The following is a 19,679-nucleotide window of genomic DNA, read 5'->3' on the forward strand; positions in this document are numbered from 1 at the left end:
CTAATATAAGGTCTATTATATAATGTGTTGGGAAATATTTCATAGAAAAACTATAACATTCGCAAACACTACACATCACATTTGAAATACATACACGCATTATAAACCAAAAGAACACCACACCCCCAATACACTTTCATGTACAAAAATATATAAATCGCCAAATAAAGTAACTTATCCCCCAAAATTAAAAAGACCACCAAAAGGCAGTCTCTCAAAACTCAATCCTATTCCCAACTCCCTGCTCCACCGCCTTCTCATACAAATACTTCGCAACGACGATATCCACTACCGCCAAACCAACCGATTTAAAAATAGTAATCTCTTCATCGTTCTCTCTACCAGCTTTTTCTCCGCTTATAATTTGGCCAAGTTCGGCGTGGATGTCGCTCGCTTCAAATAATCCTTCTTTTATCGGAACTTGAAGGTCACCCGTTTCTTCTAATGCTGCTTCTTTTGATTCGACTACTACTTTGTTTGCGCTTGTGATGGCGTGAGATGGTAGTTCTTGCATGCTTGGTCTGAATGAACCGACGGCGTTTATGTGGACGCCTTTTTGTAGTTTTTCTGAGAAGACTGGTGTGGATGCGTTCGTTGTTGTGACGATGATGTCTGCTTCGCCTATTGCTTCATTTGGATCTCTGTAGACGTAAGCTGGTTTGTTGAATTTTTCTTGTATATATTGTGCGAATACATATGCTTTTTCTTCCGTTCGGTTGTATAAATTGATTTTTTCGATGTCCCTAACGGCGAGTACAGCTTCTGCAATTCCTTTCGCTTGTTCACCTGTTCCGATAATGCATAAGATTTTTGCGTTATGACGAGCTAAATGTTTTGTCGCTACTCCTGATAAGGCGCCTGTTCGAATCATCGTTAAGTACGATCCTTCTAAAAGTGCGAGCGGTTCTCCCGTTTGAAAGTCTGATAGCATAACGATCCCGTTTATTGTTTTCTTTCCTATCTTTTTATTATGCGGAGCTACCGTTACTACTTTTAAACCGAGCGCTTCGAGTCCTTCCGCTACTGAAGGCATAATTAACGTAGTATTTTGCCCGTTCGCAAATGGTAATGAGCCGCGAATTGGTGTGATCGTTCTTTCTGCGGAAAATTCTTTTAAAGCAAGCGCCGCGTATTCAATGACTTCGTTCATATTTACTAAGTTTCTTTGTTCGTTTGCGCTTATGACTAGCATATTCTTTCACCTCCTCCTTTTATCCCGCATTAACGGGCAGTAAGACTCCCACCTCAAAATTCAGCTTGAGCAAAGAAGTTAGGCGGGAGATCAACTGCCCATAAACGCCCGATTGGTGCGGGCTAATAATCAGTGGGAATGGACAAAACCCCCGCTGATTAAAGTTTCACTTTATCCTAACAAAAATCCCCGATTCAAATCATCTCTCGGATCTACAACAAACTGATGGAATCCTGTAATAAATGCATTCCCCGTTACTTTCGGAACGACAGCTTCATATGTATCTACCTCTGTTACCGACAATACTTCTCCCTCAAATTGGCCGTCAGTAATGCATTCGTGGATGAACATCTCTCTTTTTTGTAAGGCATCTTTTTCAAAAAGAGTTGCGATTCTTGCGGATGTTCCTGTACCGCAAGGGGAACGGTCTACTTGCCCGTCAGCAAAGATCGTTACATTTCGTAAAGTAGCGTCTTTTCCTTTCGGTTCATCTGAGAAAATAACTCCGTATATTCCTTTTAAATCTTCTTCAAGTGGATGTTTTACTTCCATTTGACTTTCAATGTAGTGTTTAATTTTACCGCCCCACGTTTGAATTGCAGCTAAATCTTTAAAATCGACTTTCAAACCAAACTCTTTACTATCCACTACAGCGTAGAATGCTCCGCCAAACGCGATATCTACTTGAAATTCATAGTCATCTATTTTGATAGGAACGTCTTTTTTGTATACGAACGAAGGAACGTTTTCAAATGATACTGACTCTACTTCGCTCCCGTTAAATGTTGCGTACGCAATGACTTCCCCAGCAGGGCTATCAATAATAAATTTTTGTTTTTCACCTGTCACTTCAAACATACCTGTTTCAATTCCAACTGTAATAACAGCGATAATTCCGTGACCACACATCGTACTCCAGCCTTCATTGTGCATAAATAATACGCCAAAATCAGCATGAGGACTTGCGGGCGGAGTGATGATACAACCGTACATGCCGTGATGTCCTCTCGGTTCATACATAAGAACCTCGCGAAGATGATCCAAATGTTCCATGCAGTATGCGCGTCTTTCTAATTGCGTTTCTCCCTTTATCTCTGGCACTCCGCCCGTAATAATTCGAAGCGGCTCCCCAGCTACGTGAGCATCAATTGTTGTGTATATTTTACTAACCTTCATTTCTATCTCTCCCCTATATGTTAATACTATTTTCATTGCAAGTATCATGCCAACGCATAGAGTATAAAGTGAAACTTTAATCAGTGGGGGGCTTCATCCCCCACTGATTATTAGCCCACACCAATCGGGCTTTTACGGGCAGCCCGACCCACACCTAGATCCTTTGCTTTCGCTGAATTTTGAAGTGGGGGTCTTACTGCCCACAAATAGCGGGATAAATCTGTATACATTTTTTAAAAAAGCATACACTACTGTCTACTTTTTTATACAGTAGACAGTTAGCGGCCATTAAGCTACAACCAGCCCCGCCCGGGCATCCAAACCTAAAAAAATCCCCCAAAAACCTCAGGGGACCCATCAAACCCTAACCGCCACCACATCCGGCACTTGCCTTACAATCTCCTCACCAATCTTTATACTAGCCGTTGCAGCCGGAGACGGTGCATTGCAAATATGTAGGGAATTGATGCCAGGGATAATGCAGAAGTCATCAACCATATTTCCGTTTGATAAAATGGCTTGTGCCCTTACACCTGCATGGGTTGGCATGATATCTTTCTCTGTAAGTTCTGGTATTAAGCGCTGTAAGCTTTTTAGGAATGATTGTTTACTAAATGAGCGCACCATTTCTTTTATGCCTTCTTTCATATTTGGCATCGCCATTTTCCAAAAGCCTGCGTATGTCATTGTTTCCATGAAGTCTTTAATATCAAAGTCCGTTTTCGTATAGCCTTCGCGTTTGAAGCTTAATACTGCATTCGGTCCTGCATGTACGTCTCCGTTTATCATTCTTGTGAAATGAACACCTAGAAATGGGAATTCTGGATTTGGAACTGGGTAGATTAAATGTTTTACGAGATGGCGTTTTTCTGGGACAAGTTCGTAATATTCACCACGAAACGGAACAATTTTCATATCCGTTAATATGCCTGTCTTTTTCGCAATACGGTCACTATGTAAGCCGGCGCAATTAATGAGAAATTTCGTTTTAAATACACCTTGATTCGTCTCAATTGTTACAGCGTCTTTCTTCTCAGTAATACGCTCCGCCGCTGTTCCTAAATGTACTTCTCCCCCACTTTCCTGAATTAAGCGAGCAAATGCATAACTTACGCCTTTATAATCAGCAATCCCGCAAGATGGAACACTGATTGCGCCAAGTCCCTTTACATGAGGTTCAATTTCAGCTAATTCTTCCTTATCTATTTTTGAAATATGTAAATCGTTTTGTAAGCCTCTTTCATATAAGTTATGTAAAAGAGGAAGTTCGTCCTTTTCTGTAGCGACAATTACTTTCCCGCACATGTCATAAGCGATGTCATTTTCTTTACAAAATTGAACCATAGCTGCGTTTCCTTCTTTAGCAAACTTTGCTTTATAACTCCCTGGTTTATAGTAAATCCCAGAGTGAATTACTCCGCTATTATGTCCAGTTTGATGATGTGCAAGTTCCTTTTCTTTTTCAATGATCGCGATTTTCGCACGAGGGAATTTTTTCGTTAAAGCCATCCCAGTTGATAGACCAACAATTCCTCCGCCAATAATTATAAAGTCATACATCCTACTTCCCCCCTTAATAGTATAAAAGGCAGGTCTCCTTGAAAGACCCGCCGTACATATTATTTAGAAAAACAACCACGTTGACGCATTAGTTCTCTATATAAATCTTTATTTTTTTCAAATGCAGCTCTTCCGTGCATCCAAAATAAGTTGTTTAAAAGAACTAGGTCACCAATTGGTAATTTCAATGCATGTGTTGCTGGTGAGTTTTCAACAGAATATGATAAGTCTTTCAGATAGTTTGCTTGTTCAATATTATCTGGATAAGCGAACTGATCAATAAAGCAAATACATGGTGCGTTATTTACATCAAAAAATGTTTCACGATAGACGATTTCTTGCGCATTTTTACTTGGTGGTGCTTTATACGTAACCTTAACAGATGCGAGCGAATGATTTCTAAATTTCTGAAGGTCTTCCCAATCATCTAAATGTAGTAAACGAGATTCTCCGCCTACTGCATTTTGCTCTTCAATTTTCATCATAAGCAGCCAATCTGTCGGCTCATCAACGAATGTACCGTCTGTATGCAGTGTAAACAATCGGTACGCTTGACGAAGGTAAGAATCACTACTATCCGTATCTTTCACATTAAATCTAGCATAGTACGTTCCTGTCATTGCATCAAAGTTTGGCTCCCCGATTAAATGTGTTAATGCTGTTGCAAATTTCACGTAGTCTGCTGGATCTGCCGTTTCACCTTGTACCCCAATTGTAAATCCGCCCGTTTCACGGTCGTGAACAATGCCGCGAATGTTATCCATAAATGATTGCCCAAAAATCTTTCTCATGTCATCAGCAAGATTAAACCGAGAATAAGGAATGTATTGTAATGACTGCTCTGAATGCTCTTTTACCTCTTCAAAAAACTGCTTAAGCAATTGCTCGTTTAGCTTAATATGATATAAACGTTTATGCTCTGGATGAGGAACAATCTCATACCCCTCATATTTCTTTGCAAATTTCATCTTTGCATTTTGTTCTGTAATAATCGACATTTCAATTCCTCCCTAATTTAAATATGAAGAACTTATTGACGTTTTTTACAGACAGTTATCCTTATCTTCTTATGCTGAGATTCGGTCTTACTGCCCTAGCATCGAAAAAGCCAGTCATACGTATCCACGACATAAAATCGTAGAAACGTACAACTGGCTCATAATTACGAGTGTTCTTTAATCTCTTAAAGTACAATAATAATAGACAGTTTGTATGAAAATATTTGTAAAACAGGAAAGCAAGATCGAATATAGAGAAGGCTAATTTCTCATATGGATCTTATTAATTAAATAATAATTCAAAATATTATAACTGTCAATTCGTTTTTTATTATTTTCTCTACATACTTTATACATTTTAAAAATCCCCTTACTTTCTACGCACCCTCTTTTTTTCATCTCTTGTTTTACAACTTACACTTCATTTAACCTTTTCATAGTTCTTGCCTCCTCAATAAAATAAGCCAGTCGTATCTCTTTAAAAGAAATACAACTAGCTCTCGTTTATGGTTGTAAACTAGATAGTTTTTATGGTGTTGTTTCCTCGCACTCTCCCCTGGGCTGTTCATCATTTAAATAACTTACATATTGGCGATGTAAATCTTTCACCGCACTGACGATAGCATTTTGCGCTTTTCCTTGATAATGGTCCGTAATATCTTGAACGATTTCTTCAATACCATCTTGCAAACTATGCCCTCTCAACATTTGAGCGACGAAGTCTCTACCGTGCTCTGTCGCAAGCGTACATGACGCTTCAATAATAACGTGATATTTATGATCTGCCTCAATTGTAATCGTTAATGTTTCATACATACTGCGAACAGCCATCCCTTTCGGAAGTCTCGAATGTCCTGCCATAAAAAATGTCCCTTTACGCATATTTCATCCTCCGTTACTATGTTAAGAGCCAGAAAAACAATGTACATGTACACATTTGCATTGAATTTTACTACCCTTATCCTTATAGCTCGTACTTCTGCTAAAGAAGCTCAAGTGGAAAGAAGTTACTCTTTTCATTTTCAAACATAAATCCGGGCTTACAGCGAGGCTAATCACTGTCATCCGATAATAAGTTAATCATATTAAAAATAAACTGAATATTCAATATTAAACTCCGCAAATTTCATGAATAAAAAAAGAAAATTCTCTCGCCCCGGCACATATACTGTTCAAAAGAAAAAAGGAAGTGGTCTCATGTATTACGGAACAAAAGGCTGGTACGTAGCTGAGCTAAAAAAATTAGGTGTTCGCTGTCATGAAGGACGAAAACTAGAAAGTTACCGCGCACACGTATTACGCAATTTATTAATCGCACAACAAGAGATAACGAAAGAAGAGTAATTTGATATCGGTTGATTCTCTGAATATATCAGCGATTCGACATAAAATATCGACTTATCAACAAATCCCGCCAAATCATCCCTCCATTCCACCAACCAATCACACATCAATACAAACCAAAAAAAGGTCACCCAAACGGGTGACCTTTCTTTCTTATTCACAAACAAGAATTTGTCTAGAAAATGATCCTTTTCTTGTGATACAGCGATCTGTAATTTCAAATCCTGCTTCATGGATCATGTCGTCCATTGTTTCCATCGTGACAACGACTACCTTTTTTGCAATGCGGCGTGCACTTGAAAGAATGGAGAACTGGTCTTCTGGTGTTGCATGCGTAAATAAGTCGTAGGGCATATCGATAATTGCAACATCGTAGTTCTCAGTAATTTCCTCGATTGGACCTTTTGTTACTGTTCCTTCAAACCCGAAATGTGCAATGTTTTTTCTCGTTCCAAGCACCACAAGTGGATTTATATCTCTACCAACGATGTTAATCCCCATAGAAAGTGCTTCTACTACTACTGTTCCAATACCGCAGCACGGGTCAATAGCTCGTACTCCCTCTGGGTTTGGTACAGCGATATTTGCGACAGCTCTAGCAACACGTGTGCTCAGTGATGTCGAATAGCTATGCGGTTTTTTTATGTGATGATACCAAACCGGATCACTTTCTACATAGTGTCCGAAGTACCAGCGTCCTCCAAGAGGAACAATCCCGAATACACGCTCTGGATTACGAACATCCGCTTCTCCTTCAATATGCATACCGAGGTCTCGTTCAATAAGGCGTCTTTCTCCATATTCAATTTTATTTTCTTTACCAAGATCATTGATTTTAACGAAGATAACTTTGAATGTCGCTCCCGCTAAATCAATTTGTTCCACTTGTTTTAAAATGCTTTCTAAGTCGTCCCCTTCATACATAACCTCGACGCGCTCTTTAATAAACGGACTTCTACTCGGAGCAATCTTGACTTCACTTTTTAAAATATTAACGTGAGACTCCATCCCAAAGAACGAGCGCATTTCCAAGTAACATAAAGCACGCTCCTCTTCGCGAAATGCATACGTATATATACATGCAGGTGTTTTACTATGATTACTCAATCTATTATCATCCTTTATCGTTTAAAATTGTTATGATCAAAATTACTCAAATACTTTTTCATATAAAATTAAATGATATCATATGCCCGAAATAAAGAGAAACCTTTATAATTTGTTTTATAAATAAAAAGAGACTGCCTATGGCAATCTCTTTTATTTATTAACGGAAAGAAGATACGTTGTTACCCATTGCTTCGTAGTAATCTAAAATCCCTTGATAAATAGCTTCTGCTGCACTTTGTCTCTGTTCTGGTGTAGCAATTTTATCAGCATCGCTTTTATTATCTACAAATGCTAATTCTGTTAATACAGCTGGCATTGTATTTTCTCTAGTTACGTATAAGTCCTGATGTTTCGCACCACGATCTTTTGTTCCAAGTGCATTCACAAGACGTTTTTGAATTTTTTCTGCTAATAAGCGACTCTCTTCTACATTTGGATTCGTTGCTCTTGCTCGTGCTGAATCATAATATAATGTTTCTGTGCCTTGTCCATTTTTCAAGTCAGAACCATTAGCATGGATACTTACAAAAATATCTCCATTATTTTGTTGTGCAAATTCTACACGTTTTTTTAAAGAATCAGGACCACTTGTTCCTGGACGTGTATCATCTGTACGAGTGAATAACACAGTAAACGGTGTCTTTTTCTCAAATATTTTCTGTAATCGTAATGATACATCTAATACGGTTTTACTTTCTTTCTCATAATAACCAGGGTTCCCCGAATCAATTCCACCATGACCTGGATCAATAATAATCGCTTTACCTTCTAGGAAGTTACCTTGCTTCACTGGGTTTAATTGATTTTTATCCACCCATTGGAAACCAGCCCCCATACGGATACGAATCCAGCTATCTTTTTCTTCAATAACAGTTACTTGTTGTGCTTTATGTGTGCCTGCCACTGTAGACGTATGTGAAGCTTCTTGATATGTAGTGAATTCTTGATTAATAGACTCTGTTTTTTCTTGTAATGGTGTCCACTTCTCACCTTTACTTGTTACAACCTTCAACCAACCGTCCGCTCTTTGCTCTTTCACTTCAATCATTTGTGGCTTATGTTGAACGTCAGTAATACCAGATGATAACGATGCTTGATGATATGTAATAAAGTTTCTATTCATATACATTCTTTTCGATGTATTTGTTTTATTTTTATCTGCCATCGCGATGAACTGAGCTGCTTCAGCACGACTTACAGTACCATCAGGCTTCCAACCATTTCCTGTACCCATTGAAATCTCTAAAGCTACTAAAATATTAGCTTGTTTCTTACCCCAATGAGGTTCCAAATCTTTAAACTGTGTTGGAAGTTCTCCAATAATTTTCTTATCTAATGAATATGCTTGTACAAGCATAGATGCCATAGATGCACGGTTAATTTGGCTTGATGGATTGAATTTCCCAGTACCATCTCCACTAATTACACCTGCTTTTTCTACCGCAGCAATATATGGTGCTGCCCAATGAGTTTGCGAATCTTTAAAAGATGGTTTCGCTTTTGGATCAATTGGTAAACCAAGAACGACTGCTAATATTTTTGCAGCTGATCCTTTATCTACTGCTTCAGATGGAGAAAAAGTTCCGTCTGGTTTCCCATCAAGCGCTTTTTTCCCTACTAAATAGTCAACCGATTCCTGCGCCCATGTAGGAACATCCGAAAACTTCTTCGCTGCTGCGAAACTACTTACTGGAGATGATAATAAACTTGCGGCTAAAATACCAGCCGCGACTGCACGATACTTCATAAATAATAGTACTCCCCTCGAAAATGAATGTTCAAAAACGCATAATCTTAATATACAAATTTTAGCAAAAATAAATCAAAAAAATTAGTGCGCCTCTATCATTCTATAATACTAGAATTCTGTAGTAAACCTACTTTCTTAATATTGTAAAATAAAATACACTTAAAGTATTTTTTATACACAAAAAAGTGGTTGATTCATAGAATCAACCACCCTCTCACTATTCTACTATCATTTCTGATAACACATATGCATAAACAAGTGCTTCTGTATGTGCAATTGAGCTTTCATGCGTACGCTCAAATGCGTGAGAAGAATCAATACCAGCTCCAATTAATGCATGTTTCACATCAAATCCGGCGTGAATCGCAGCTGATGCGTCTGATCCGTAGTATGGATAAATATCCACTTTATATTCAATAGCGTTCGCTTTCGCCAGTTCAACTAAATGTTTACGTAAAGCGTAATGGTATGGACCGCTAGAGTCTTTCGCACAAATGGATACTGTATATTCATCAGATGCTTGTCCATCACCTAACGCTCCCATATCAACTGCTAAATATTCTACCGTTTCTTCTGGAATATTTGAGTTTCCACCGTATCCAATTTCTTCATTATTAGAAATTAAGAAATGTGTTGTATATGGCAATGTTACCTTTTCATCTTGCAATCTTTTAATCAATTTTAATAGAATTGCTACACTTACTTTATCGTCTAAATGACGTGATTTTATGTATCCACTCTCTGTAATTTGAACGCGTGGATCAAATGAAACGAAGTCTCCTACTTCAATTCCTAACTCACGTACTGCATCTGCTGAAAAGACACGCTCATCAATACGCACTTCAATATTTTTCTCATCGCGCTTCGCTTCCCCTGCATCTTTGTACACATGGACAGAAGTTTGATGCATTAAAATTGTACCTGTATATTTCTTACCGCTTGACGTTTCAATTTCGCAATATTCCCCTTCTACAGAGTTCCAGCGAAATCCACCAATCATAGATAGACGAAGACGACCGTCAGGCTTAATTTCTTTCACCATCGCACCTAACGTATCAACGTGTGCAGTTAATAAACGATGCTGCTCATCATTCTTTCCTTTAACCGTTAAAATAAGAGCGCCTTTATTATTACGCTTCGTCTCTACATTCCACTCACTTACATAATTTTCAATAAAACTAATTATTTTCGCCGTGTTTCCAGATGGACTTGGAATAGAGACAAGCTCCTTAATAAGTTCCATCGTTTCTTTCGTATGATGTGCCATTGTCGTTTCCTCCTCATTTTCTCTACTATTTAGTATAGCGAAATTACGATAAAACCTCTACTCATATAGTTTAATTTTCTAAATTATAATAAAATTCATTTCATCCTAATCTCAATGACAAAAAAGCACCGCATTATCTCCATTAACACTGTGCTTTTTCTATAAAGTGAAACTTTAATCAGCCCGCATCAATCGGGCTTTTACGGGCAGCCCGACTCCCTCGCATTCGCCGAATTTTGAGTTTGGGGTCTTACTGCCCGCAAATAGCGGGATAAAACTACTCTTCCGAAACGTCCATCAAATAAATCCCTCTTGTAAATCCGCCGCGCTCTTCTTCTTTCTGCTTACGAATAAGCTCTACATCTTCCATTGTTGCACCTTCTGCACGCGCTAATGAAATAATAATTTCAAGTGCATCTGCAAGTGAATCTAGCGCATGTTCACGCTCTTTCATCGAAGCAAATTCACGAATTTCTTCTGTACCAATTTTCGCTAACGCTTGTATGTAAGCTTGCCCTGTTAATTTTTGTGCTGTATATGTTTTTCCAGACATCAAAATTTTCTCCGGGACACGATCTCTTACTAACCTGTTATAAGTTGACATCACTTTTCCTCCCACTTTTAATAACACCCAAGCTCTGCTTTATAGAAAAACCACTCTTTTTTCACACAAGCACTTAACATATCAATTCCTGATCCGTGCGCCTTTACTATCGGAAAGAAGTAATGCTCTGGTTCTTCTTTCTTATCGCCGTATAAGGTTTGGTACTCATCAGGAATCGCCTCTTTTTTCACATCCCGTTCTTTCTTCACTTCACCAGAGAAAGCAACAGTTGGATGTCCCTCAAAGAATAATGCAGTCCGTACCGCAAGAGGTGGTGTACTATGCAAAGCATAATATGTTAGTAAAATAATAACGATAACACCGATAATTTTCTTCATTTATTACTCCTAAAAAAAGTGCTAACACAATTATACTAAAATGTGTTAGCACTTTCTTCCCTTTATCTCGAATTAACGGGCAGTAAGACTAATAATCCGCGGGGGATAAACAAATCCCCACGGATTAAAGTTTCACTTTATTCCCCTTTAAATGCTGGTAAACGTTTTTCTAGAAAAGCAGCAATACCTTCTTTATGGTCCGCTGTTTGTCTCATCGCATATTGACCACGCTTTTCGAGCTGAAGCGTTTGTTCTAAATTAGAACGATTCACTTCACATAAAATTTGTTTCGTTTGAATCATTGCCTTGATTGGTTTTTGTAACCATTCATTAATTTTTTGCTTCACAGCCGTTTGGAAATCCTCACCGATTACTTCGTCAATTAAACCGATATCTAACGCTTCTGTCGCTGATAATTTCTTCCCTTCCCAAATGATTTTCTTCGTCATATTTTCACCAACGCGCTTTTGAAGGAAGAAATGGCCGCCACCATCTGGAATTAAAGCGATTCCAATAAAGTTCATCGCAATAACTGATGATATATCTGCCATGACATAATCAGCTGTTAATGCAATACTTAATCCAAGTCCAGCAGTCGGCCCATGAATTGCACTAATAACAAGCTTTGGCATCGTATATAACGTCACAACGATTTCAGAAATTGTATTCATGATGCCTTCAAACTTACTTTCATCATTACTTGAAAGCATTGATTTAATATCTCCACCCGCAGAAAAACCACGGCCACTTCCACACAACACAACAACGTGAACAGAACTTTCCGCCACTTCTTTCAACTTTTGTAATAACTCTTTTAACGTTGGTTCATCTAATGCATTTAAAACCTCTGGACGATTGACCATAACCGTTGCTACGCGCCCTTCATATTTCACAACAACAGATTCTGTTTTACTTGTTACTTCCATTATATATACCCCTCTTTTCAACATAAAGATTATACTTATATAATTATAGAAAGCATGTTAAAAATCCTTCTTTTTTCTCAATTTTCTGTCTAATAACCTCATAATTTGTATATATCCCCGTATAAAACATACAATTTCGTTAAAAAATATAGAAATTAAAGTCGGTTTATCAATGCTTTTCATCTATTTACCATTACAATGAAATGGTGTATTCTTAAGTTTGATGCAAAAAAACAAATATTGAAATTCATTCGCCTTATTATGTAAATAGGGCTTTTATCCCCATCTCTTGGGTATTGAACTAAAGGAATGAAGAAATGGAGGAATATATGGTTAATAAGTTGAAACAAACGGATAACTACTTCCCGCATTTCCTATTGCTATTCATTGTGTTTCAACCAATTTTAGATTTATTAACGTCTTTTTCAATCTATGTATTACACATGAGCGCAACAGTTGGAATCGTAGTCCGTTTCGCCTTTATGCTTCTTGCATTAGGTTATCTACTTCTTCATAGAAATCAACATGGAGCGAAAAAGTACATTCTCTATTTATGCCTACTCGGGATCGTACTAGCAATTGGTCTTGTAAATAATATGATGATTAAATCCCCAGTTTCATTTGGCGAAGAAGTGAAATTCATTTTAAAGAGCATATATCCAATTGTACTACTGTTTGGATATATTATCGTCTTTAAAGAGTTAAAAAATAAAGAATATGCATTTCATAAAATCATTACATATTTCTTATATGCAACTTTAATTTTAAGCATCACACTGATTATTGCAATGCAAACTGGTACAGATTTCCCAAGCTACCCTCACTCAAAGATCGGTTCAAGAGGTTGGTTCTTTGCTGGAAATGATTTAAGTTCTATTTTTGCAATTATGTTCCCAATCGTAGTGCTCTATTCGATTCATAAAACAACTTCTTTCTCGAAAATCTATTACTGGATTCCAACAATACTTGCGATGTATGCAAGTATTATGGTCGGAACAAAAGTAGGATATGGTGCAATTGTTCTAACGCTTGGCGTGGCACTTTTATTCTTATTCATTGAATATATGGTTCATCGCAAAAAAGAAGGAAAAGGATTCACATATCTCGTAAATACAGTTGTTGCCGCTATTATACTAGGAGGTTTAATTGCCCTTACACCGCATACTCCTATCGCAAAAAATATGGGCATCCACATGCAAATATACGAATACAAAAAATCAGTACAAGAAGAAAAGGATAGAAAAGAAGGAAAAATAATTAAAGAAGATCCTGACGCAGAGAAAAAACATGCAAAAGGTGAACTAACAGACTCTGAGGTCAAAAGTTTAATTTACAGTGATCGCGATAAGTTTTTAAAAGTATACAAACAATACTATAAAGACGCACCACTATCACAAAAATTATTCGGAATGGGCTATGCTGGTAACTATACGGTTAAAATTAAATTAATCGAAATGGACTTCCACGATCTATTCTTTGCATTCGGAATCGTCGGTTTCCTTATTTACTTCATACCATTCCTTTACTTCGGTATTAAATTATTACTCAGCATCATAACAAACTTTAAGAAAATATTAACTGTGAAATATATGCTATTAGCTAGCACCGTTGTACTATCACTTGGAATCGGCTTTATGTCCGGCCACGTATTAACAGCGCCGTCCGTTAGTATTTTCTTCGTTGTTATACTCGCCTACTTAATTGTTGATTTAGAGGCGGAATAAAAAAAGCAGCATCCAAATGGATGCTGCTTTTTCTTTTGAAAGTAATACATGAAATTATATTAATGATTCTACAGAAGATATCGATTTACCGACAAAGTTTGATAAAGCAGCAATCTACAAAAAAAGACTAGATCACATTATGATCTAGCTTTTCAAAATTCCCCTATTGAAAAGACGCCCGAATCTCCTCCAACACCTCATCAATATTATCCTTCGTAATAACAATACCGAAGTCTTTCGGGACGTTGCTATCTTCCTCATTTACAACTTTATGCGCAATCAACTTTCCAACTTCCGGTCTGAAATGATGCCCATCCATATAGTTATCTAAATTCGTTGTAACGGAATTAAGATACATGAAATGGTGCACTTCTCCAAATACATCTACAGCGTCATGAAGCCATTTTTTATAATCTTCCCATCGCCCTGATTGAATCATCGTACGGAACAGAGGCTCTGAAACAGGCGTTGTAAAAATATAAAACTTCGTGTTCGGATTATGAGCCTTTACTGTTCCTAATATTTCTTTCATATTTTGATACTCATAATTCCCGCCATAAATCTCTTTACTAAACTTATCTACTTGCGCCGCTATTTGCGCATCACGTTCTTCTTTCGTATAATCGCGCATCGATTTTATATTCTCTCGATTGTACCGGTCAAGATTCGTACTATGATGGGTGGAATTTGCAATTGTATTCTTTGAATAAGTAATCCCGTCCATACTTACATACGATTTAATCGGATACAATAAACTTTGCGCCTGATTAATATACGCTTCTGGTTTATCAAAACCAATTTCCCTATTTTTGTTCGTTCCAAGGAAATCTAAACCAAGTACAATAGACTCGAGTCCACTACCTTTTTGTTCTTTTGCATATTCAATATATGCATCATACTCACGCGGATCTGTACTGCTTACCGCATAATTAAATGCGTTTAACCCGGTTAAGTCATTCTCGTTAATAAAAGTCGTTCTACTACTTCCAAGTATAACTCCATCATATGTAAACGGACGGTACGTTATATAATTTGTTTTCTGTTGTCTCTCGTTAAACCCGTACTGAACATCATTCCACTTATTTTTATGCGGGAATAACCAAAGTGAATCTATATAGCTATTAAATATCCCGACACCTGCCAGAGGAACAAAAACACATACAAAAACGAAAATAAGCCAATGTTTGTTTTTCATATTCTCCACCTAGAAATTAAAGTATAAAAACTCACTAATACTCGTTAAATGTAACACGCTATATACGAGCAATACTGCAGTAAATAAAGCAGTCCATACATTCGGACGGAATGAATCTTTTAACTGAATTGAATTTTTTAAGAAGAAACTAATACATAACGCTCCGAAAATATACGCTACCATTTTTGGATCTAATAAAGAGACATGGTACCCTTCACTAAATGAAACACCGTACTCTTTTAAAAATTGCAGCTTCTCTATTATAAATGCTGGGAATACGCTATTTGCTAATTCGATTCCATTTAGTCCGAACATTCCTTTTAACACTTTCACCGCATCATGCATAGATGTTGCCCTAAAGAATACCCACGTTATATTAATGAAGAAAAACGTAACGAACCAACCAGCAAAGGCTGGCATGCGCCCTCCTGCTTTACTCCATAGGCGATGAATAACAGAAGCCAAACCGTGCAAGAATCCCCAAAAAACAAATGTCCAACCAGCTCCGTGCCAAAGTCCACTTATTAAAAATACAATCATAATATTTACGTATGTACGCGTAATTCCTTTTCGATTTCCTCCTAGAGAAATGTATACGTACTTCGTTAAAAACTGGCTAAGCGTCATATGCCAACGATGCCAAAAATCTTGTATATTCACTGCTTTATACGGTGAATTAAAGTTTTGAGGTAATTTAATATTAAACATTAAAGCGATTCCAATTGCCATATCACTATATCCACTAAAATCAAAATACAATTGGAACGTAAACGCTAACGACGAAAGCCATGCTTCGACAAATGTTAATGATTGCTGCACATCAAACCCTTCATGTACAAGGGGAGATAATACATCTGCAATACCTACCTTTTTGAAAATACCAACTGCAAATACAAATATACCAAGAACGATATACTTCGATTGCCAGCGCTTTTTACTATCGTCAGCAAACTGCGGCATAATTTGCGCATGATGCACAATCGGCCCTGCAATAAGCTGCGGAAAAAACGTTACAAACAATGCGTAATCAAGAAAATGACATGCCTTCGTTTCACCACGATACGTATCTACTAAAAATGCAATCTTTTGAAACGTATAGAAACTAATCGCAAGTGGTAACGTTAAAGATAATAATGTAAACTGAGTTCCAAATAATGAATTCACATTTTGTAAGAAGAAATCATAATACTTGAAATAACTAAGCATTCCTATATTAAATATTAACCCTACCGTTAAAAGAAGTTTACTCTTATGTTTTACGAGCCTCATTCCGATAAAGTAGTTCACAATGAGTGACACTAACATAAGCGGTAAATATTTCACATTCCAATAACTATAGAAAAATAAAGAGGCCGCAACAAGCCAAGCCTTCGCTAATGTAGCATGTCCAAATTTATTTAATAGAAAATATAAAAGAAATGCTATCGGTAAAAATAAAAAAATAAACTCAAATGAGTTAAATAACACACCATCTCTTCCCTTCCAAACAAATCACACCTTATTCATCTTATCTTATCCAAATAGTGAGTGTCAAAAGGATTCCGCTCCCCTTTTCTTCTATTATATATAATAATCATTTTAATCGAATTATTAACATGATAAAATATTAAAGGCACTTTTATTTAAAAGAATATATAATAGAAATGTCGGTTTTTTGCACGAAATGTATTTTTGAAAAAGTGAGGAGAGTCCTTTGGTATTTAGTAGTTCTGTTTTCTTATTTATCTTTTTACCTCTCGTATTATTTTTCTATTTTATAGTGCGTGCCGAGCTACGTAATTTCGTATTACTTGCATTTAGTTTAATTTTCTATGCATGGGGAGAACCTCGATTCGTCCTCTTAATGCTCTTTTCTATTATATTAAACTACTGCTTCGGCCTACTCGTGCATCATTATGATAAACAAAAAAATATGAAAGTCACATTTTTAATTATGGCTGTGGTCGGAAATATTTTATTACTTTCTTATTTTAAATATATTTCATTTTTCACAGACATTTTAAACAACGCTTTACATTTATCTATCCAGGTGGAACCTATTCCACTACCAATTGGGATTTCATTTTATACATTCCAAGCGATGTCCTATGTCATCGACATATATCGTAAAGACGGGGATGTTCAAAAGAATCCACTTAACTTAGCACTATATATATCAATTTTCCCGCAGCTTATTGCCGGACCAATCGTTCGTTACAATATCGTTGCTGATCAAATTAAAACGCGCATCCATTCTTTTGAACGATTTACAGAAGGTATCCAAATTTTCGTTTTAGGATTAGCGAAAAAAATATTAATCGCCAACCAGGTCGGATTTGTCGCAGATAAAATCTTCGCCTTACCGCCGTCTGAGATAAGCGTTGGAACAGCTTGGATCGGGATTATCGCCTATACGCTTCAAATCTATTTCGATTTCTCAGGATACTCGGATATGGCAATTGGACTTGGAAAAATGTTCGGATTTGATTTCCCCAAAAACTTCGATTATCCATACATTTCAAAGTCCATTTCAGAATTTTGGAGAAGATGGCATATTACACTAGGTTCTTGGTTCCGCGACTATATATACATTCCGCTCGGCGGAAACCGCGTTTCCAAACTAGCAAATTACCGTAACCTCTTCATCGTATGGGGATTAACTGGTTTATGGCACGGAGCAAGCTGGACATTTATCGCCTGGGGATTATATTACGGCTTTATTATCTCGATTGAAAAATCTGGATTCGAGAAAATATTAAATAAACTATGGACGCCGCTGCAACATGCATATGTACTAATCATCGTTATGATCGGTTGGGTCTTCTTCCGAGCTGATAACTTCGCATACTCGTTCCAATATTTAAAAGCGATGTTTGGCATAGAGAGGCAATCTTTCATCGATGACAACACAATGTTATACGTACATGAATACATTATTATTTTTATCATTGCCTTTATCGCAGCGACACCGATTTTAAAGAGAGTTAAAAACATACTAGAACTTGCGCCAAAAACGTATACATTCACGATGCAAGTTGTACGTCCTATATTATTACTAACATTATTTATGCTTTCGATTATGTATTTAGTTAATTCAACATATAATCCATTTATTTATTTCAGGTTTTAACTTATCCCGCTATTTTACGGGCTGCCCGTGAAAGCCCGATTGGTTCAACTAATAATCAGTGGGGATGAACAACCCCCCACTGATTAAAGTTTCACTTTATGTAGGAAGGAAACGTTATTATGAAAAAATTGGGGAACATCGTCCTATTTATCGGTTTTCTCACCATTATCTTTTCATTCGGCATATTATCGCTTCTCAAAACTGACCGAGCAGTTTCGCCCGTTGAAAATCGTCCACTCGCTCAAAAACCGGCTCTTACAAAAGAAGCTGTCGTAAATGGTAGCTTCTTTAAAGACTTTGAGACATATACAAACGATCAATTAATCGGAAGAGATGAACTCATTAAAAACTATACGCTTGCTCAAATTAATATGGACAAGTCTCTCATTAACGATATTATTTTAACTGATGATAAATGGCTTCTAAAAAACCCAGCATGGACTACAAAATATACTGAAATCGATCAATCCATGCCTGCTATAAACGATTTATCTCAGTTTTTAAAAGAACAAAACGTTGAGTTTTACTTTGCTTTACCACCGTCCAAAACGAATGCATTATCATTTAAATTACCTTCCCATATTCACACATATGCACAGGAAAATTTAAATTATTTTCTAGATAAACTTCCAGCGGACGTAAAACCAATTAAACTCATGGAACACTTTAAGAAAAACTATACAAATGAAGAAATACAAAGTATGTACTTCAAAACAGACCATCACTGGAATATGGATGGTGCCTTCTTAGGCTATCAATATATAATGAACACAATCGCGCAACAATCTTCTATATATAAAGGAAAAGAAATAAAAAAAGAAGATTACACTCGTACGTGCGCTCCAAATAAACATCTAGTCGGAAGCTTTAACAACCAGCTATACCAACTAATCGATGCAACTGGAGAAAAACTATGCTACTACACACCAAAAGACGGCTTCAACTTTACGAGCGTAGCCGCCAAAGATGTAAACGGCACCGTATATCGCACATTAGATGAACTATATGGCGTAGAAAAACAAAAAGACACAACATCATACGCAGGCTATTACGCAAACGACTATCCAGAAATCGTCATCGAAAATAACAATGCACCAAATGATGTACGAGCTCTAGTCCTAAAAGACTCATTCGCAAACGCAATCGTGCCTCATTTAGCACAAAACTTCAATCACACATCCATCCTTGACCTTCGTCACTATCACGAAAAGGATGTATATCAATACATTAAAGACAACAACATTAACATGGTATTGTTCGTGTATAGTGATTCGAATTTGAGCGGTGAGATGTTTAAGTTTAAAAAATAAAAGAAGCCTCTTGTACATGTATGAACTGTACCCCGAATCATGGACACTTAAAAAAAGCCCCATGATTCGGGGTTTT

17 protein-coding genes are annotated in these 19,679 nt (G+C 37.0%); 4 read left to right on the top strand and 13 right to left on the bottom strand.

The annotated features are described in order from the left end of the window. Positions 1 to 214: 214 nt before the first annotated feature. The 5 genes from CQ058_RS08120 to CQ058_RS08150 all read right to left on the bottom strand — a co-directional run bounded on the left by CQ058_RS08120 (position 215) and on the right by CQ058_RS08150 (position 5,808). Entirely contained in the window at positions 215 to 1,192 is a 978-nt protein-coding gene (locus tag CQ058_RS08120) for an ornithine cyclodeaminase family protein (RefSeq protein WP_105589596.1), read from the bottom strand. 171 nt (positions 1,193 to 1,363) lie between these two features. Next, positions 1,364 to 2,416, bottom strand: coding sequence for a proline racemase family protein (locus CQ058_RS08130; protein WP_105589597.1), 1,053 nt, complete (start codon positions 2,414 to 2,416; stop codon positions 1,364 to 1,366). Between the two features lie 309 nt (positions 2,417 to 2,725). Then, positions 2,726 to 3,928, bottom strand: a complete 1,203-nt coding sequence (gene lhgO, locus CQ058_RS08140) for an L-2-hydroxyglutarate oxidase (RefSeq protein ID WP_105589598.1) — start codon at positions 3,926 to 3,928, stop codon at positions 2,726 to 2,728. Between the two features lie 59 nt (positions 3,929 to 3,987). Continuing rightward, a complete protein-coding gene (glaH, locus tag CQ058_RS08145) occupies positions 3,988 to 4,926 on the bottom strand; it encodes a glutarate dioxygenase GlaH (RefSeq protein ID WP_105589599.1) in 939 nt (312 codons plus the stop codon). Between the two features lie 528 nt (positions 4,927 to 5,454). Further along, positions 5,455 to 5,808 carry a DUF3870 domain-containing protein gene (locus tag CQ058_RS08150; RefSeq protein WP_105589600.1) on the bottom strand — a complete coding sequence of 118 codons (354 nt, stop codon included), beginning with the start codon at positions 5,806 to 5,808 and terminating at the stop codon, positions 5,455 to 5,457. A 246-nt stretch (positions 5,809 to 6,054) separates the two neighbouring features. Between CQ058_RS08150 and CQ058_RS08155 the strand changes: the two genes are divergently transcribed. Further along, positions 6,055 to 6,270 (top strand): YflJ family protein, encoded by a 216-nt coding sequence (locus CQ058_RS08155; RefSeq protein ID WP_105589601.1) that lies wholly within the window; start codon positions 6,055 to 6,057, stop codon positions 6,268 to 6,270. Between the two features lie 153 nt (positions 6,271 to 6,423). On the opposite strand, the gene CQ058_RS08160 is transcribed toward CQ058_RS08155, so the two are convergent. The 6 genes from CQ058_RS08160 to CQ058_RS08185 form a co-directional block, all read right to left on the bottom strand. Beyond that, the gene (locus CQ058_RS08160) at positions 6,424 to 7,377 is read right to left on the bottom strand and encodes a TRM11 family SAM-dependent methyltransferase (RefSeq protein ID WP_002188490.1); all 954 of its coding nucleotides are present in this window, start codon (positions 7,375 to 7,377) and stop codon (positions 6,424 to 6,426) included. A gap of 160 nt (positions 7,378 to 7,537) precedes the next feature. Continuing rightward, the gene (locus CQ058_RS08165; protein WP_105589602.1) at positions 7,538 to 9,127 is read right to left on the bottom strand and encodes an N-acetylmuramoyl-L-alanine amidase; all 1,590 of its coding nucleotides are present in this window, start codon (positions 9,125 to 9,127) and stop codon (positions 7,538 to 7,540) included. Between the two features lie 220 nt (positions 9,128 to 9,347). Then, positions 9,348 to 10,397 (bottom strand): M42 family metallopeptidase, encoded by a 1,050-nt coding sequence (locus tag CQ058_RS08170; protein ID WP_002064007.1) that lies wholly within the window; start codon positions 10,395 to 10,397, stop codon positions 9,348 to 9,350. A gap of 277 nt (positions 10,398 to 10,674) precedes the next feature. Then, the gene (locus CQ058_RS08175) at positions 10,675 to 11,001 is read right to left on the bottom strand and encodes a nucleoside triphosphate pyrophosphohydrolase (RefSeq protein ID WP_002125566.1); all 327 of its coding nucleotides are present in this window, start codon (positions 10,999 to 11,001) and stop codon (positions 10,675 to 10,677) included. 17 nt (positions 11,002 to 11,018) lie between these two features. Further along, positions 11,019 to 11,339: a hypothetical protein gene (locus tag CQ058_RS08180; protein WP_105589603.1), complete on the bottom strand. Its 321-nt coding sequence runs from the start codon at positions 11,337 to 11,339 to the stop codon at positions 11,019 to 11,021. 137 nt (positions 11,340 to 11,476) lie between these two features. Beyond that, entirely contained in the window at positions 11,477 to 12,265 is a 789-nt protein-coding gene (locus CQ058_RS08185; protein ID WP_002010905.1) for an enoyl-CoA hydratase, read from the bottom strand. A 329-nt stretch (positions 12,266 to 12,594) separates the two neighbouring features. On the opposite strand from CQ058_RS08185, the gene CQ058_RS08190 reads away from it, so the two are divergent. Beyond that, positions 12,595 to 13,989, top strand: a complete 1,395-nt coding sequence (locus CQ058_RS08190) for an O-antigen ligase family protein (protein WP_105589604.1) — start codon at positions 12,595 to 12,597, stop codon at positions 13,987 to 13,989. 163 nt (positions 13,990 to 14,152) lie between these two features. On the opposite strand, the gene CQ058_RS08195 is transcribed toward CQ058_RS08190, so the two are convergent. After that, entirely contained in the window at positions 14,153 to 15,184 is a 1,032-nt protein-coding gene (locus tag CQ058_RS08195; protein WP_105589605.1) for a hypothetical protein, read from the bottom strand. A gap of 9 nt (positions 15,185 to 15,193) precedes the next feature. Next, positions 15,194 to 16,651, bottom strand: coding sequence for an MBOAT family O-acyltransferase (locus CQ058_RS08200; RefSeq protein ID WP_002188488.1), 1,458 nt, complete (start codon positions 16,649 to 16,651; stop codon positions 15,194 to 15,196). 226 nt (positions 16,652 to 16,877) lie between these two features. Here CQ058_RS08200 and CQ058_RS08205 point away from each other — a divergent pair, with 226 nt between their 5' ends. Next, positions 16,878 to 18,293: an MBOAT family O-acyltransferase gene (locus CQ058_RS08205; protein WP_105589606.1), complete on the top strand. Its 1,416-nt coding sequence runs from the start codon at positions 16,878 to 16,880 to the stop codon at positions 18,291 to 18,293. Between the two features lie 119 nt (positions 18,294 to 18,412). After that, positions 18,413 to 19,603, top strand: coding sequence for a secondary cell wall polysaccharide O-acetyltransferase PatB1 (patB1, locus tag CQ058_RS08210; RefSeq protein ID WP_002188485.1), 1,191 nt, complete (start codon positions 18,413 to 18,415; stop codon positions 19,601 to 19,603). The last annotated feature ends 76 nt before the right edge of the window (positions 19,604 to 19,679 follow it).

The organism is Bacillus sp. MYb56 (assembly GCF_002976445.1).
GTDB classification, from domain to species: Bacteria; Bacillota; Bacilli; order Bacillales; family Bacillaceae_G; genus Bacillus_A; species Bacillus_A mycoides.